The following is a 15648-nucleotide window of genomic DNA, read 5'->3' as shown; positions in this document are numbered from 1 at the left end:
AAGAGGCAACGATGACGGACACTTTACTTACCCCCAACGCCGCCAGCGTTGCCGGTCCCGCGCCGGTACTCGCGATACAGGATCTCAGCGTCTCGTTTCGCGGCCGCAGCGGCGAAAATCAGGCACTGAAAGGCATCACTTTTGCCATTTATCCCGGTGAAATTGTCGCCGTAGTGGGTGAAAGCGGCTCGGGAAAATCTGTCACTTCGCTGGCGGTGATGGGCCTGCTGGCCGCTTCAGGCCGTATCGATCGCGGCAGTATGCAGTTCCGCGACCGTCGCGGCACAACCCACGCACTGGAAAAGTTGGACGACACTCACCGCCGCACTTTACGTGGTCGTGAGATGGCGATGATTTTTCAGGAGCCGATGACCTCACTCAATCCGGTGCTGCGAGTGGGCGATCAGTTGACGGAAGCGCTGCGTGATCATCAGATGTGCGATAAAGCCGCAGCGGATGCGCGTGCGCGGGCACTGCTGCGCCAGGTTCGCATTGCCGATGTTGATCGCGTCATGAAAAGCTACCCGCACTCGCTGTCGGGCGGCATGCGTCAGCGCGTGATGATTGCGCAGGCGCTGGCGTGCGATCCACAGCTGCTGATTGCCGATGAACCGACCACCGCGCTGGACGTCACCGTGCAGGCACGCATCCTGCAGATCCTGCGCGACCTGCAACGCGAGAAGCAGATGGCAGTGCTGTTTATCACTCACGACATGGGCGTGGTGGCGGAAATCGCCGACCGCGTGGTGGTGATGTTGCGCGGTGAAGTGGTGGAACAGGGCACGGTCGCCGACATCTTCAATGCGCCGCAGCATCCTTACACCAAAGCGCTCTTGGCCGCCGTGCCGAAATTGGGCGACATGCGCGAACAGCGCTGGCCGCAGCGCTTCCCACTGTTGGGCGCCACTCAGCCCGCCGATAGCGGTGAACAGCGCACCGCCCGTTATGACGAAACCCCGCTGCTGGATGTGCGCGGTTTAAAAGTTTACTACCCGATTCGCAGCGGCATCTTTTCTGCCTTGACTCATCAGGTGCACGCAGTGGAGCAGATCGACTTCAGCCTGTGGCCGGGCGAAACCCTGGCGATTGTCGGCGAGAGCGGCTGCGGCAAATCCACTACCGGCCGCGCGCTGATGCGTCTGATTAAAAGTCAGGCCGACAGCATTCATTTCCAGGGCAGTGAAATCGCCAACCTGAAAGAGGCGGAGTTTCAGCCGCTGCGCCGCGAAATTCAGATGGTATTTCAGGATCCCTACGCCTCTTTAAACCCGCGTCTGACCGTGGGCTTTACCATTGCCGAGCCTCTGCTGCTGCACGGCCTGGTGAAATCGCTGGAAGAAGCCACGCCGCAGGTCGATGCCTTGCTGAAAAGCGTTGGTCTGTTGCCCGAACATGCCACGCGCTATCCCCATGAGTTTTCCGGCGGCCAGCGTCAGCGTATCGCGATTGCCCGTGCCATGGCGTTAAAACCCAAAGTTATCATCGCCGATGAGGCCGTTTCAGCGCTGGATGTCTCCATTCAGGCGCAGGTGGTCAATCTGATGATGGACCTGCAAAAGCAGACCGGCGTGGCGTGGATTTTCATCTCGCACGACATGGCGGTGGTGGAGCGTATCGCTAACCGCGTGGCGGTGATGTATCTCGGCCAGATTGTCGAGCTTGGCCCGCGTCAGTCGGTGTTCAACCAGCCGCAACATCCGTATACCCAACGTCTGCTGGCCTCGGTGCCGGTGGCCGATCCACAGAACCGTCAGACCCGTACTTTCGAAGATAGCGAAATTCCTTCGCCGCTGCGCAAGTTGGGCGAAACGGTCACCAAACCCCGTTATCGCCAGGTTGCACCGCAACACTGGGTCGCTGACGACATTGCATCGCGCTAACGCTCAATACCAGGAGATTTCATGAAAACCCTTTTTCGCCGTTCGTCACTGGCTTTTGGCTTGACCCTCGCGCTGGCTGCCGCCGCGCAGGCGCAGGATCTGCGTATTTCGATGTATGCCGATATCACCGGTCTTGACCCACACGATACCTCGGACAACGTCAGCTATTCGGTACAGAGCGGCATCTTTGAACGCCTGTTCCAGTTCGATGCGCAGATGAAGCTGCAACCCTGGCTGGCGACCAGTTATACCCATAATGACAACGCCACCGAATTTACCCTGACGCTGCGTAAAGGCGTCACATTCCAGGACGGCACGCCGTTTGATGCTGAAGCGGTCAAGGCCAACCTCGATCGCCTCGCCGATCAGACCAAAGGCCTGAAGCGCAATAGCCTGTATAAGATGATTGCCAAGGTCACGGTGCTGGCGCCGGATCAGGTGAAAATCGACCTCAATCAATCCTTTGGTGCCTTCATCAATACCCTGGCGCACCCATCAGCGGTGATGTGGAGCCCGGCGATCCTCAAACAATACCCAGAAGAAGCACAGTTGCGCCTGCATCCGGTCGGCACCGGTCCGTTCAGGTTTGTCGACTGGCAGCCGGGCAAGGCCGTTTCGCTGGTGAAGTATGATGGCTACTGGCAAAAAGGCTGGCCGAAGGTGGATAAAGTGACCTTCTCGCCCAGCCCGGAAGATGCCACCCGCGTTGCCGCACTGAAATCAGGGCAGGTGGATGCGATCTGGCCGCTGCCATCGGATCTGATAGCCACCGTGCAGAGCGACAGTAAATTAGCGATCCAGCGCGATCCGAGCATCTATCTCTACTACATGGCGATCAACACCCAGCACAAGCCATTGGCAGACGTGCGCGTGCGTCAGGCGATCAACTACGCCATCGACCGTAATCTGTGGTTGAAAGTGGCGTTTGCCGGTATGGGCAAACCCGCTTCTTCCGCGATGCCGGAAGGGGTGCAGTTCTATCAGAAGCAGAGCGAGCCGAATTATCACTACGCTCCGGATGAAGCCAAAGCCTTGCTGAAAGCGGCCGGATACCCGAACGGTCTGGATTTGAAACTGTGGACCACTAACACCACCGCCAGCGTGCGTGCGGCGCAGGTGCTCAAAGCCCAGCTGGCGACCGTCGGCATTCGTGCCACAGTGACGCCAATGGATTCCGGCACACGCAACGCCAAGCTGTGGGGCGTAAAAGATCCCAAACAGGCAGAGTTTGACCTCTATTACGGCGGTTGGTCGACCTCAACCGGTGATGCGGACTGGGCATTGCGTCCACTGTATGCCACCGAATCCTGGGTACCGACCTCATATAACGTCTCGTACTTCAGCAATCCGGATGTCGATAAAGCCATTGCCGGTGGGTTAGCCACTGCCGATCCAGCCAGACGCGGTGAAGCCTATGCGGAAGCCCAGAAACTGCTGTGGAAAGAGGCGCCAGTTGCCTTCCTCGGCACGCCGGACAACCTGGTGGGCAAACGCAGCAACCTGACAGGCGTGTCCATGCTGGCAGATGGCAACTTCCTTTATACCCAGGCGGCCTTTAAGTAAGAACTTGTCGTGATGGGTCGTCGCAAATGGCGACCCTACGGCTCATCAGCACATTTTACGTAGGGTGCGCATTTATACGTACCTGGTCGCCATCCAAAAGGAACTGCATGTTCGCATACATTATTCGCCGACTGCTGGAGATGATCCCGGTCTTGCTGGTGGTCTCGCTGTTGGTGTTCGGCTTTATCAAGCTGCTACCGGGCGATCCCGCACGTATTTACGCCGGGCCAGACGCACCGATTGAAGCGGTCGAAGCCGCGCGTCAGCATCTTGGACTCAACGATCCGCTGCCGCAGCAGTACGTTAACTGGATCGGCGGACTGCTGCGTGGCGATCTTGGCGTCACTTACCGCACGCAACAGCCGGTGCTGCAAGTGATCAAGCAAGGCTTTATGCCAACCCTATTGCTGGCGCTGGCGGGCTTCGCCTGGTCGGTGATCCTCGGCCTGTTTCTCGGTGTGCTGGCCGCACTGAAGCGTGGTAAATGGCAGGACTGGACATTGATGAGCGTCGCCGTCGGCGGCATCTCGATGCCCACTTTTTGGTTGGGCCTGTTGCTGATCCAGTTCGTTGCCATGCCCTTTGGCCTGTTCTCGGTGAGCGGGTTCAACAAGGCCAGCGACATCATCCTGCCTGCTATCACTTTGGGTTCCTCGGTGGCCGCTGTGATGGCGCGCTTCACCCGTTCCGCCTTCCTCGAAGTGGCGCAGGAAGATTATGTGCGCACCGCCAAAGCCAAAGGGCTGCGCAATCGGCTGGTGACGTGGAAGCACGTGATGCGTAATGCCCTGATCCCAGTGATCACCATGCTCGGCTTGCAGTTCGGTTTTCTGCTCGGCGGATCGATCGTCGTAGAGAGCGTTTTCAACTGGCCCGGTTTGGGCTGGCTGTTGATCGAGTCGATCAAAGCACAAGATCAGCCGGTGATTCAGGCGCTGGTGATGCTGTTCGTGTTTGAATTTATTGTGATTAACTTGCTGGTGGACCTGCTCTACGCCGTGGTCAATCCAGCCATTCGCCTGCGACAGGAGTCGTGATGAGTACAGAATATCTCTCTGCCGCAACGTCACAGACCATCCGCTCACCGTGGCGCGATTTCCTGCACGCCTTTGTACGTAATCCGCTGGCGCTGGTCTCCGGTGGTTTTGTATTGCTGCTGGTTATTGTGGCGATCTTCGCGCCCTGGCTGGCGCCGTGGGATCCGATGGCACCGGACTGGATGGCCTTATCATCACCCCCTTCAGCGGCACACTGGATGGGCACCGATGACCTGGGACGCGACCTGCTGAGCCGCATCATCTACGGTGCGCGCATTTCACTCTATGTTGGCGTGCTGTCGGTAACGCTGGGCATGGTGGTGGGCGTACTCCTCGGTTTGCTGGCGGGCTATTACGGTCGCTGGATCGATATGCTCATCATGCGCGGTTCCGACGTGCTGTTTGCTTTCCCCGGCATGCTGTTGGCGATTGCGGTGGTGGCGATTCTCGGTCCGGGACTGAATAACGTGATTATCGCCGTAGCGGTGTTCAGCGTGCCGGTATTTGCTCGCATAGTGCGCGCCTCAACGTTATCGCTCAAACAGGCTGCGTATGTCGAAGCGGTGCGCTGCGCCGGGGCACCCGATCGTGTGATCCTGCTGCGCCACATTCTGCCCGGCACACTCTCCAATGTGATTGTCTATTTCACCATGCGTATCGGCACCAGTATTCTAACGGCAGCGGGGCTCAGTTTTATCGGCTTAGGCCCGGAACCGGATGTGCCGGAGTGGGGTAATATCCTGGCGATGAGCCGCAGCATGATGATGGGCGGTTTATGGCACGTCAGCGTGTTCCCCGGCCTGGCGATTTTCATTACTGTGCTGGCGTTTAATCTGCTGGGTGATGCGCTGCGTGATACGCTCGATCCCAAACTAAAGAGTTAAACATGGATTTCCAACAATTGCAGCGCGATGGGCTGCTGCAACGCTGGCGCAGCGAGCGACAGCTGGGGCAACCGCGCAGTGCTTGCGGCGCCACCAACCGCATTAGCGATGTGCCCGGCGTGCGCGTCGGCCATCACACGCTGGCAGACGGTGAGAGACAAACCGGTGTGACGGCGATTGTGCCGCCGGGCGATAATCTGTTTCTCAAGCCGTTACCCTGCGGCGCGGCGGTCTTAAATGGCTTTGCCAAGCCGGTCGGGTTGGTGCAAGTGGAAGAGTTAGGCGTGCTGCAAACGCCGATCTTGCTCAGTAACACGCTGGCAGTCGGCACGCTGTTTACCACGCTGGTACGCGATGCCATCAGCCGCAACCCGGAGCTGGGTCGCAGTTTGCCGACCGTCAATCCGCTGGCGCTGGAGTGCAACGATGGCTGGCTGAACGACATTCAGGCGCTGGCGGTGACCGAAGCGATGGCGCAGGATGCATTGGACTCGGCGCAGGCCGATTTCGCCCGTGGTAGCGTCGGTGCCGGACGTGGCATGAGCTGTTTCAGTTTGAAGGGCGGCATTGGCAGCGCATCGCGCTTAATTCCTTCACTGAATGCCACTTTGGGCGTGCTGGTGCTGGCTAACTTTGGGGCACTCAATGCGTTCACGCTGGATGGTGTGCGCATGGGTGACATGATTGGGCCGCTGCTGCCAGAACTGGCACCGCAGCGCGATGCCGGCTCCATCATCATTATCATGGCCACCGATGCGCCGCTGGATGCCCGCCAGCTCAAGCGTATCGCCAAACGCGCCGGTGCCGGATTAGGTCGTTTAGGCAGCTACTGGGGCCATGGCTCAGGCGATATTGCCGTGGCATTTTCCACGCAAACGCAGCCAATTCCGCCGGACGATGCGGCGCTGGAACCGCTGCTCGCCGCCGCTGCCGATGCCACTGAACACGCGGTGCTGGATGCATTGTTAAGCGCCGAAGCGGTCAGCGGTTTTCGCGGCCATCATCGTCCGTCACTGACGCAGGTGCTGGATGAATTGGCTAAATCTTAGGGTTGCGATTGGCTGTACTGCTAATGACAGGATCGCCATTCATAGCGTAATGCTTGTCACTTCAGTGCGTTTCGGTCGCCATTAATGGCGCCTTTTACAGCAGCGCTTGCGGTCAGCCTGAATGCTGCACTTGACCCACAATTGCCCGTAGGGTCGCCATTTATGGCGACCGTGTTTCAACCCGCATGGAATTTGCCTGACTCATGAAAATATTCATCTCTGCTGACATTGAAGGTATCGCGGGCGTGATGCGTCCGGAACAGTGCTCACCCGGCCATGCGGAATACCAGCTGGCACGCGGGTTGATTGAACAGGAAGTGAACGCCGCCATCGACGGTGCATTTGCCGGCGGCGCCACCGAAGTGGTGGTGGCAGACAGCCATGCGCAAATGACCAACCTGCGCGCAGAAAACATCGACCCTCGTGCGCGCATGGTGCAAGGCAAGCCGCGTGGCTTGTCGATGGTGGAAGGCATTGAGCAGCAGCCGTTTGATGGCCTGTTCTTTATCGGTTATCACAGTGCGGCGGGTGAGCCGGGCGTGCTGGCGCACACCATTAACGGCCGTGCTTTTTGGCGCATTCATATCAATGGCAAAGTGATGGGCGAAAGCGATATCTACGCTGCTGCCGCCGCCGAACAGGGTACGCCGCTTTGGCTCGTCAGCGGTGACGACCAGCTACAAGGTTGGATCGCCGAACACTATCCGTCGGTGGATTACGTCTGCGTGAAACGCGCGATTTCCCATACCTGCGCCGAGTCCATCAGTCCGCAAGCGGCTCAAAACGCCATTCGTGCTGCCGCCACCGCGGCGGTACAGCGTGCGCGCCAGGTCAGCACCACACGTTTGACCGCGCCGTATGAGATGCAGTTGCAGGCCAGTAAACCGGTGCTCGCGGATTTGTTCAGTCTGATTCCCGGCGTGACGCGTATTGATGCCGTAACCGTGGGCTATCGTGCCGATCAAATGGGCACCTTGATCAGCCTGCTGAGTGCGTTCTCCTATCTGGCCAGCACCCAGTCATAATGCAGCCAGCATCGAAGGCCACTGAATGTGTAGCGGCTCAATATATTGCTCATCTGCCAGCAACAATGCCGTCAGCATCGAAGGCCGCTGGATGTGTAGCGGCTTAATACATTGCGCATCTGCCAGCAACAATGCCGCCAGCATAGAAGGCAACTGAATGTGTAGCGGCGCAATTTATTGCGCACCTTGCATCAACAATGCCGCTCCAGGAGAGCGCGATAAATCTCACCGCAGCGGGGTTGAGCAAGGCATGGTGCAGGCATATTCCTGGCAGGTCGTACCGCATTTCCTGCTGGCTTTTGGTAACCTGCGCGCAATTTATATATAACAACGAGGCAGTCATGCAGCTCTGCAGTTTTTATCTTATTGACCAGGAAAGAAAAAGTTACGGAATCGTGCGGGAAGAAGGCATTGTTGACGTCGGTTCGCGCCTCGGCGCGGAGTGCCCGGACCTGAAATCTTTGTTACAACGCGGCGCGGTCAGCGACCTGGAAGCCTTTCGCTCACTGCCTGCGGATCACCCATACAGCGCTATTCGCTTTCTTCCGGTAGTGGAAAATCCTGGCAAAGTGTTCTGTGTCGGCATGAACTACGCGGACAAGCGTAAAGAGTTTGCCGAGACTATAGAAGCGCCAACGCTGTTTGTGCGTTTTGCCGATTCACTGGCAGGTCACGAGCAGCCGCTGTTAAAACCGGCCACCACGCAGGAGTTCGATTACGAAGGCGAACTGGCAGTAATCATCGGCAAAGATGCCTATCAGGTTAAAGCGGCCGATGCGCTGCAACATGTGGCGGGTTACAGCTGCTTTATGGATGCCACGGTGCGTGACATGCAGTTTACCTGGTTTACCGCCGGTAAAAACTGGCAGCAGACCGGTGGCTTTGGTCCGTGGATGACCACCTCAGATGAAATCCCCGATCCGCAGCAGCTGGCGATCAAAACCTGGCTGAATCAGCGTGAAGTGCAGAACGACACCACCGCCAGCATGGTGCATCCGGTGGCAAAAATCATCGAATACATTTCGGCGTTCAGCCCGCTGTCAGCAGGTGATGTGATCATCACCGGTTCACCGGGCGGCGTCGGTAAAAAACGCACACCACCGCTGTTTATGTTCCCAGGTGATGTGATTGAAGTCGAGATCGAGAAGATTGGTCGTTTGCGCCACCACGTTGTTTAAGCCGTGATGCTTGAATGCGCAGATTGCCATTTAAGGCGTAATGATTATTCATTCCGCGGCAGAGGATAACGCCGTATGGTGCCGCTCAGGGGCTGGCGGGCGGCCCGGCAGCAGCAGAGGTGCGCTGGACCGCACTCCAGCATGTCCACCCAAAGGAAAAAAGCGGGCATTATTAAAATGGCCGCTTTTGCGAATGTGATTTTCATTGACCAACGCCATGTAGCAATGGCGTCCGCTTAGCGCGTAAATCTCACCACGCGGCTGCGATTGAGCAGCAGCCGCAGCGAGTCACCTTCACGCGCTATCACAAAGCGTTTTTCCCAAGGCCCATCCTGTGCAGTGGCGAGCACGCGATCGCCGCCCAGCGATTGCAACGTGGCATGAATGGCCGCTGGGCCAATGCCCATGATCAGCCGGTCACCCTCAATCACCATTTCACTGCGCCACGGCTGCGCGAACCAACGGCCTTGCAGCTGTTCAAGGCTGGCACTGTCTGCTTCTACCGGCACAAAACGACGCGGCGCATGACCGATTTCACCGACAATGGCATCGCCTTCATGACGCAGTTTTATCGGGAAGGTGCTGGACAGCGACACCGCATCACCGTGTGGGTCGGCGCGCCATAGCGTTTCGCCAGCGCCAAGCCAGGTCGCCGTGACACCTTTGATCTCCAGCCAGTCGGCGGCGTTTTCCGCCGCGTATAGGCCCGGCGTCAGATCATGACCTTTCTCCGGCAGCGTGCGATTCAGCAGCGCCGCCATTACGCGCAGTGCGCTTTCTGACGTCGTCACATCTTCGCGGTTAGCGACAATCGCCACGCCCAGCTTCAACTCCGGATGCAAAAGGAAGTAGCTCTTGTAACCCGCATGTGAACCGCCATGACCAAACAGCGTTTGGCTGCCCAGCGTGGAGCTGGTGATGCCCAGCCCGTAGCCGCTGGTGCGGCCATCATTGAGGCTGCGCGGTGCGGTCAGACGTTGCAATACCCCTGCGCCGGGACCGCTATCCGCTAACAGGCTTTGCAGCCAGCGCGTCAGATGATTAACGCTGCCGGTGACACTGCCCGAGGCGGAAAGGTGTAATCCGGCGCTGGAGAGCTGCCACTGTTGGCCATTTTGCCAGTAACCCGGCACCAGTCCCGGCACGATATCGAACCAGGTTTCCGGCGCGATCAAACTGATATCCAGCGGCTCACAGATATATTGCTGCAACAGATCGTTGAACAGCACACCTTTGGCTTTCAGCGCCTCTTCCACCAGACGGTAACCGGTGTTGGTGTAAGAGATCTCGCTGCCCGGCGGGTAGCTGAGGTCGCCTTCCTGTGCGACAAAATCCAGCAGATCGGCAGCGCTGGTGGCGTTGTACACCGACAATCCCAGCAGCGACAGGGTCTCGCGCACATCAGGCAGGCCACTGCTCATATCCAGCGCCTGGCCGACGGTGATCTGGCCGTTGGTGCCCGTAAGCTGCGGTAGATGCTGCACCAGCTTATCGTCGAGTTGCAGATAGCGGCGGCCCGGCCCGGTGACCAGCGCGGCAAACAGATGCTTGGTTATCGAGGCAAAACGCACCACGCTGTCGGCGCTGAAGGGGGTTTGTTGCGCCAGATCGGCCAGACCAGCGCAGTGTGTCGAGTGAATCTGATGAGCATCAAACAGGACTATCGCACCACCCGGTGCGCCGGGTTGCTGCCAGCCTTGTGTTATCTGCTGTGCCACCTCGGCGGCCTGTTGCCAGTTCGCGGTCATGCTGGTTCCTCCAGCGTCATGCTGAGATCAAACAGTTGAGCGGTATGCGGATGCTGGATGCGCCGCGCGCGCAAATCCTCCGCGCTCAACTGCTCCACCATCTCACCGTGCTGCATCACCCCAATGCGCTGGCACAGATGGGTCACCACCGCGAGGTTATGCGTCACCATAATGTAGGTGAGTTTGCGTTCGCTGCGTAGATCGCTGAGTAAATTCAGGATTTCGGCCTGCACCGAGACATCCAGCGCCGACGTGGGCTCATCCAGCAGCAGCACTTCCGGTTCGGCAATCAATGCGCGGGCAATCGCCACGCGCTGACGCTGACCACCCGAAAGCTGGTGCGGATAACGGAAACGTACCGCTGCGGGTAAGCCAACTTCACTCAGCGCCTGGCTGATACGCTGTTCGGCGCGATCAAGCTGATGCACCAGCAACGGCTCATGCAAAATGCGGTCGATAGTTTGACGCGGGTGCAGCGAACCAAAGGGGTCTTGAAACACCATCTGTACCTGGCGATAGAAAGCACGGCTGCGTTTGGCGCCCAGCTCCATGCCACCAAATTTCATGCTGCCTTGCCAGTCGGCATTGAGCCCGGCGAGGGCGCGCAGAATAGTGGATTTGCCCGAACCACTCTCGCCGACCATGCCAAAGCTTTCGCCGTTGGCGACGGCGAAGCTCACACCTTTCACTACCTGATGCGCACCAAAGGCGATGCGCAGGTTATCGATTTCAATCATGAAGCTGCCTGTAAATTCTGTGCGTTCGTTGAACGGTACGCATCCTGCGGGCGTAAAGCGGGCATGGGGGTAAAACCGCGTTGATGGGCAAGGCGTTATTCCCGCCACGCCGCATCGCGCTGCAATGCCGGTAAACGTTCGCGCGGATGTTTTAACGAAGGCAAACAGGCCAGCAATCCACGGGTGTACGGATGTTGCGCCTGCTGCAATTGTCCCGCCTCCAGCAGCTCAACGATGCGCCCGGCGTACATCACCGCTACGCGATCGCAAAAGTGCGAAACCAGCGGCAGATCGTGACTGATCAGGATCAACCCCATGCCGCGCGCTGAAACCAGATCGTCAATCAGCTTGAGGATCTCCGCCTGTACCGTGGCATCCAGCGCGCTGGTAGGCTCATCGGCGATCAGCAGTTCTGGATCCGGTGCCAGCATCATGGCAATCATCACGCGCTGGCCCATCCCGCCGGAAACTTCATGCGGATAGCGCTTCGCCACCGCGGCGGCATCACGAATTTTCACCTGCTCCAGCAGATCAATCGCTGCCAGCATCGCTGCTTTGCGGCTGCCGCCTTTGTGTTCGCGCCAGGCTTCCGCAATCTGCTGCCCAATGGTCATCACCGGATTGAGCGAATATTTCGGGTCCTGCAGGATAAATCCCACGCGTTTGCCGCGAATTTGGCGCAGCACTTTTTCGCTGGCGCCGCGCAGATCGATACCGTCAAAACGCAACACGTCGGCGGTCACTTCGGCATTGCCTGGCAGTAGCTGCATCAAACAGCGTGCGGTCAGCGACTTGCCCGATCCGCTTTCGCCAACAATGGCAAACTTCTCGCGGCCCACGCTAAAACTGACGCCGCGCACCGCTTCAAAGGTTTCTGTGCGACTGCGAAAGGCAATGCGCAGGTTTTCAATTTCCACCAGCATTTAGCGCTCCTTAGGGTCCAGCACGTCACGCAGACCGTCGCCGAGAAAGTTAAACGCCAGTGAGGTCAGGAAGATGGCGATGCATGGCATCAGCGGCACCCACCATTCGCTAAACAGGAAGCGGCGCGCGGTGGCAATCATGGTGCCCCATTCAGGTGACGGCGGCTGCGCGCCCATACCCAGAAAACCGAGGCTGGCGGCGGTGATGATGATGGAACTCATATCGAGCGTGACACGCACAATCAGGCTTGGCACGCACAGTGGCATGATGTGGCGCAGGATAATGCGCAGCGGCGAGGCACCGGTGAGTCGGCTGGCGGCGATAAAATCGCTGTGGCGGAACTGCATGGTTTCGGCACGTGCCAGACGCGCATACGGCGGCCAGGCGGTTAAGGCAATCGCCAGAATCGCGCTCTCCACGCCGGGTTTTAGCGCAGCCACAAACGCCAGCGCCAGAATCAAACGCGGAAAAGCGAGGAAGATGTCGGTAATACGCATCAGCGTCTTATCCACAATGCCACCCGCGTAGCCTGCGATACAGCCAATCAGCAGGCCGAGTGGGGCGGTGAGCAGCACCACGGCGATCACCATACCGAGCGTGGTACGTCCGCCATAGATAATGCGCGTCCAGACATCGCGGCCGAGTTCATCCGTGCCGAGCCAGTGCGACACGGAAGGCAGCGCCAGGCGGTTTTCCAGATGTTGTGTGCCAGGGTCAAAGGGCGTCAGCCACGGGGCGAATAGTGCCAGCAATAGCATAACGGCAATGACCGCCAATCCGGCCATCGCCAGCGGGTTGCTGCGCAGGCTGAGCCACAAGCGATAGCGTCGGCCCCACACCGCCTGACGGCGATTGGCTGGCGTATCGTCCAGCAGCCAGTCACGAGAGAAGAAGATCATTTTACGCGTGGGTCCCAAAGTCGATAGAGAAGGTCAGCCAGCAGATTCAGCAACACATACACGGTGCCGACCAGCAGCGTGGCACCGACCACCGGGTTCATGTCGGCGTTCATCAGCGAGGTGGTGAGATACTGTCCGAGGCCGGGCCAGGAGAAGACGTTTTCGGTGACGACCGCGCCCTCCAGCAAGCCGGCGTAGGTCAGCGCCAGTACGGTCACCAGCTGCACCGCCACGGTAGGGAAGGCATGCCGCCAAATCACCCGGCGCGATGACAGCCCTTTAGCGCGCGCGGTGATCACGAACTCGCCGCTCAAGGCATTGAGCATAAAGGTGCGCGTCATACGCGTGATGTAGGCCATGCTGAAGTAAGCGAGGATCAATACCGGCTGCGCCATATGTGCCAGCGCATCCCAGAAGGCGTCGGTTTCACCCGCGAGCAGCGAGTCGATGGTGAGAAAGCCAGTGACCTGCGGCACCATATCCTGCCAGATGATGTCCTGCCTACCGGGCCCCGGCGCAATGCCGAGTACCGCGTAGAACACCAGCAGGCTCAACAGCGCCAGCACAAACACCGGCAGTGAATGTCCCGCCAGGCACACCACGCGGATGGTCTGATCGACCCAGGTGCTTTGCCGTACTGCTGCCCAGACTCCCAGCGGAATACCGACCAGCGCAGCGATAATAATCGCCGCTGTCGCCAGTTCCATGGTGGCGGGGAAGAAGCGCGCAATATCGGTGGTCACCGGATTTGAGGTGAGAATCGATTTACCCAGATCGCCATGGAGTAATTGGTTGAGATAGTGGCCGAACTGAATGTAGAGGGGCTGATCCAGCCCCATTTCAATGCGCACGCGATCCACCACGGACTGCGGTGCGTTATCACCCACCGCCGCCAGCACTGGATCGGTGGGCATCACTCGACCAATAAAGAAGGTCAGCACCGACAGACCAAACAGCGTCAGCACCAGGCTTCCCAGGGTGCTGACGATTTTCTTCAGTAAAGGCATCAGGCTTTTTTCACCTGATCGTAAGGCCATTGCTCCAGCACCGTCATGTGCACATCCGAGATGTTTTTGCCGCAGGCGACATTCTTGGTCTTCTGCATCATGTAGATGAACGGACTTTTCTCACGGCCCAACTGCTGAATCTGCTGATAGAGCGCAATACGCTTCGCCGGATCCGGCTCGTGCAGTGCCTGCTCGGTCAGCTTGTTGAACTCTTCATCTGACCAGCTGCAGCGCCAGGCCAGCGTGCGGCTGCGGGCATTTTCGCTGTTGTCGGTGTTGACGCAGAAGGCTTCGGTGTTGGAGTTGGGATCGAAATAGTCCGCGCCCCACACGGTCAGTGCGAGCTGATGCTGACGCGCACGCATCTTGGTCAACACCTGGCGGTTCTCGGCAGCAATCAACGACACCTTGATGCCAATGGCGCCCAGTTGGGTCTGGATCGCCTGAGCGATATCGGGATAAGGCTGCATTGAGTAGTGGTCGAGGGTGATCTCGAATCCATTGGGATAACCCGCTTCCGCCAGCAGCGACTTAGCTTTCGCCACGTCTTTGTGGAAGGGCGTATCGTCCAATGCCGCCGGGAAGCCGCTTGGCAGGAAGCTTTGATGGGTAATAAAGCTCATCGACAGAATGTTCTTCTGGATGCTGTCGTAGTCCAGCGCCCATTTCAGGGCTTGCCACACCTGCGGCTTTTTCAGGTATTCGTTATTGGTGTTGCATGACATCAGCATGATGGCTGACAGCGACTGATTGACCAGCGACACGTTGCTGTCGTTCTTCACCTGCAACAGCTGCTCGGTGGTGAGATCGTAGGCCGCATCGACATCCCCTTTCTTCACCATCAACGCCTGGGCTGCCGGGTCAGTGATGTGCTTCAGGATCACGCGCTTAATCTTGCTCTGCGCAGCATATTGCGGGCTCAGTTCCAGAATTACCGTTTCGCTGGCTTTCCAGGTGCGCAGGGTGAAGGCGCCCGAACCGGCGCTGTGCTGTTTCAGCCACGCATTACCGAAGTCGTTGTTCTGCTGGTTGGCTTCACAGGCTTTCTTCGACACGATGCTGCCGACGGTGGCGGAGAGGCAATACAGCAGGAAGGTTTCGGCTGCTGGCGCACCCAGTTTCATCTCCACGGTATGCGCATCTTTCGCGGTGACCAACTGCGTCACATTATCTTTGGTAAAGCCAAACTGGTTGATGATAAAGGCCGGGCTTTTATCCAGTTTGACGATACGTTCAATCGAATAGGCGACATCTTCTGCGGTGAGCGCTGTGCCATCGGCGAATTTCGCTGCCGGGTCGAGGTGGAAGGTGTAGGTGCTGTTATCACTGCTGACATCCCAGCTTTTTGCCAGCTGGCCGATCACCTTGTCGGCTTTATGTGGATCGGGCGTGACCAGGCGCTGGTACATGTTGCCGCAGATCTGGCCGCCGGTGGCTTCAAAGCTTTCGTGCGGGTCGAGGCTGGTGATGTTGTCCAACTGCATCGCCATCACGAACATACTCGGTGGCGTATCAGCGAAGGCGGTATTGAGACTCAGATAGGAAAAAGCAGGGACGGCGGCGCATCCTGCGAGAAAACGTCTTCTGGTTACCATGACAACTCCAAGTTATTGATTATTAAAATTAAATTTAATTATTTTGCTGTTTTTTGTCTTGACTTTCCCGCAGTGCGGGAGGATTAATAATGGGATTAAGCCATTTGTTTCATGCGTAAAGA

General features: G+C 58.1%; 14 protein-coding genes. 7 read left to right on the top strand and 7 right to left on the bottom strand.

The window, feature by feature from the left end; translation table 11 throughout:
• Window positions 1-11: 11 nt before the first annotated feature.
• From IAE30_RS15720 to IAE30_RS15695, 6 genes are all read left to right on the top strand, one after another.
• Window positions 12-1880: an ABC transporter ATP-binding protein gene (locus IAE30_RS15720; protein ID WP_200539087.1), complete on the top strand. Its 1869-nt coding sequence runs from the start codon at window positions 12-14 to the stop codon at window positions 1878-1880.
• A 21-nt stretch (window positions 1881-1901) separates the two neighbouring features.
• Window positions 1902-3443 carry a glutathione ABC transporter substrate-binding protein gene (locus IAE30_RS15715; protein WP_038644160.1) on the top strand — a complete coding sequence of 514 codons (1542 nt, stop codon included), beginning with the start codon at window positions 1902-1904 and terminating at the stop codon, window positions 3441-3443.
• A 107-nt stretch (window positions 3444-3550) separates the two neighbouring features.
• Window positions 3551-4480: an ABC transporter permease gene (locus tag IAE30_RS15710; protein WP_034819965.1), complete on the top strand. Its 930-nt coding sequence runs from the start codon at window positions 3551-3553 to the stop codon at window positions 4478-4480.
• Entirely contained in the window at window positions 4480-5364 is an 885-nt protein-coding gene (locus IAE30_RS15705; protein WP_200539088.1) for an ABC transporter permease subunit, read from the top strand. The genes IAE30_RS15710 and IAE30_RS15705 overlap by 1 nt, the downstream gene beginning before the upstream one ends.
• A 2-nt stretch (window positions 5365-5366) precedes the next feature.
• Window positions 5367-6413, top strand: a complete 1047-nt coding sequence (locus IAE30_RS15700) for a P1 family peptidase (protein WP_200539089.1) — start codon at window positions 5367-5369, stop codon at window positions 6411-6413.
• 203 nt (window positions 6414-6616) lie between these two features.
• A complete protein-coding gene (locus tag IAE30_RS15695) occupies window positions 6617-7438 on the top strand; it encodes a M55 family metallopeptidase (RefSeq protein ID WP_200680352.1) in 822 nt (273 codons plus the stop codon).
• Here IAE30_RS15695 and IAE30_RS15690 read toward each other — a convergent pair.
• Entirely contained in the window at window positions 7433-7582 is a 150-nt protein-coding gene (locus tag IAE30_RS15690; RefSeq protein ID WP_200539091.1) for a hypothetical protein, read from the bottom strand. The genes IAE30_RS15695 and IAE30_RS15690 overlap by 6 nt on opposite strands.
• A gap of 197 nt (window positions 7583-7779) precedes the next feature.
• On the opposite strand from IAE30_RS15690, the gene IAE30_RS15685 reads away from it, so the two are divergent.
• Window positions 7780-8616 (top strand): fumarylacetoacetate hydrolase family protein, encoded by an 837-nt coding sequence (locus IAE30_RS15685; protein ID WP_200680351.1) that lies wholly within the window; start codon window positions 7780-7782, stop codon window positions 8614-8616.
• Between the two features lie 236 nt (window positions 8617-8852).
• Here IAE30_RS15685 and IAE30_RS15680 read toward each other — a convergent pair whose 3' ends face one another.
• From IAE30_RS15680 to IAE30_RS15655, 6 genes are all read right to left on the bottom strand, one after another.
• Window positions 8853-10364, bottom strand: coding sequence for a serine hydrolase (locus tag IAE30_RS15680; RefSeq protein ID WP_200680349.1), 1512 nt, complete (start codon window positions 10362-10364; stop codon window positions 8853-8855).
• Window positions 10361-11101: an ABC transporter ATP-binding protein gene (locus tag IAE30_RS15675; RefSeq protein WP_045814146.1), complete on the bottom strand. Its 741-nt coding sequence runs from the start codon at window positions 11099-11101 to the stop codon at window positions 10361-10363. Before IAE30_RS15675 ends, IAE30_RS15680 begins: the two co-directional genes overlap by 4 nt.
• 95 nt (window positions 11102-11196) lie before the next feature.
• Window positions 11197-12024, bottom strand: a complete 828-nt coding sequence (locus IAE30_RS15670) for an ABC transporter ATP-binding protein (protein WP_200680347.1) — start codon at window positions 12022-12024, stop codon at window positions 11197-11199.
• Entirely contained in the window at window positions 12025-12924 is a 900-nt protein-coding gene (locus IAE30_RS15665) for an ABC transporter permease (RefSeq protein ID WP_045832220.1), read from the bottom strand.
• Entirely contained in the window at window positions 12921-13931 is a 1011-nt protein-coding gene (locus tag IAE30_RS15660; RefSeq protein ID WP_038644180.1) for an ABC transporter permease, read from the bottom strand. Before IAE30_RS15660 ends, IAE30_RS15665 begins: the two co-directional genes overlap by 4 nt.
• The gene (locus tag IAE30_RS15655) at window positions 13931-15526 is read right to left on the bottom strand and encodes an ABC transporter substrate-binding protein (RefSeq protein ID WP_200680346.1); all 1596 of its coding nucleotides are present in this window, start codon (window positions 15524-15526) and stop codon (window positions 13931-13933) included. Before IAE30_RS15655 ends, IAE30_RS15660 begins: the two co-directional genes overlap by 1 nt.
• Window positions 15527-15648 lie beyond the last annotated feature (122 nt).

This window comes from Pantoea sp. S61 (assembly GCF_016625145.1).
GTDB lineage: Bacteria > Pseudomonadota > Gammaproteobacteria > Enterobacterales > Enterobacteriaceae > Pantoea > Pantoea rwandensis_B.
Note: the sequence above shows the minus strand (reverse complement) of the source record. Positions and strands in the feature narration are given on the sequence as shown.

Bases quoted from the DNA above. Each gene is read 5' to 3' on its own strand.
- IAE30_RS15720 (WP_200539087.1), top strand. From the start codon at position 12: ATGACGGACACTTTACTTACCCCCAACGCCGCCAGCGTTGCCGGTCCC.
- IAE30_RS15715 (WP_038644160.1), top strand. From the start codon at position 1,902: ATGAAAACCCTTTTTCGCCGTTCGTCACTGGCTTTTGGCTTGACCCTC.
- IAE30_RS15710 (WP_034819965.1), top strand. From the start codon at position 3,551: ATGTTCGCATACATTATTCGCCGACTGCTGGAGATGATCCCGGTCTTG.
- IAE30_RS15705 (WP_200539088.1), top strand. From the start codon at position 4,480: ATGAGTACAGAATATCTCTCTGCCGCAACGTCACAGACCATCCGCTCA.
- IAE30_RS15700 (WP_200539089.1), top strand. From the start codon at position 5,367: ATGGATTTCCAACAATTGCAGCGCGATGGGCTGCTGCAACGCTGGCGC.
- IAE30_RS15695 (WP_200680352.1), top strand. From the start codon at position 6,617: ATGAAAATATTCATCTCTGCTGACATTGAAGGTATCGCGGGCGTGATG.
- IAE30_RS15690 (WP_200539091.1), bottom strand. From the start codon at position 7,582: ATGCTGGCGGCATTGTTGCTGGCAGATGCGCAATGTATTAAGCCGCTA.
- IAE30_RS15685 (WP_200680351.1), top strand. From the start codon at position 7,780: ATGCAGCTCTGCAGTTTTTATCTTATTGACCAGGAAAGAAAAAGTTAC.
- IAE30_RS15680 (WP_200680349.1), bottom strand. From the start codon at position 10,364: ATGACCGCGAACTGGCAACAGGCCGCCGAGGTGGCACAGCAGATAACA.
- IAE30_RS15675 (WP_045814146.1), bottom strand. From the start codon at position 11,101: ATGATTGAAATCGATAACCTGCGCATCGCCTTTGGTGCGCATCAGGTA.
- IAE30_RS15670 (WP_200680347.1), bottom strand. From the start codon at position 12,024: ATGCTGGTGGAAATTGAAAACCTGCGCATTGCCTTTCGCAGTCGCACA.
- IAE30_RS15665 (WP_045832220.1), bottom strand. From the start codon at position 12,924: ATGATCTTCTTCTCTCGTGACTGGCTGCTGGACGATACGCCAGCCAAT.
- IAE30_RS15660 (WP_038644180.1), bottom strand. From the start codon at position 13,931: ATGCCTTTACTGAAGAAAATCGTCAGCACCCTGGGAAGCCTGGTGCTG.
- IAE30_RS15655 (WP_200680346.1), bottom strand. From the start codon at position 15,526: ATGGTAACCAGAAGACGTTTTCTCGCAGGATGCGCCGCCGTCCCTGCT.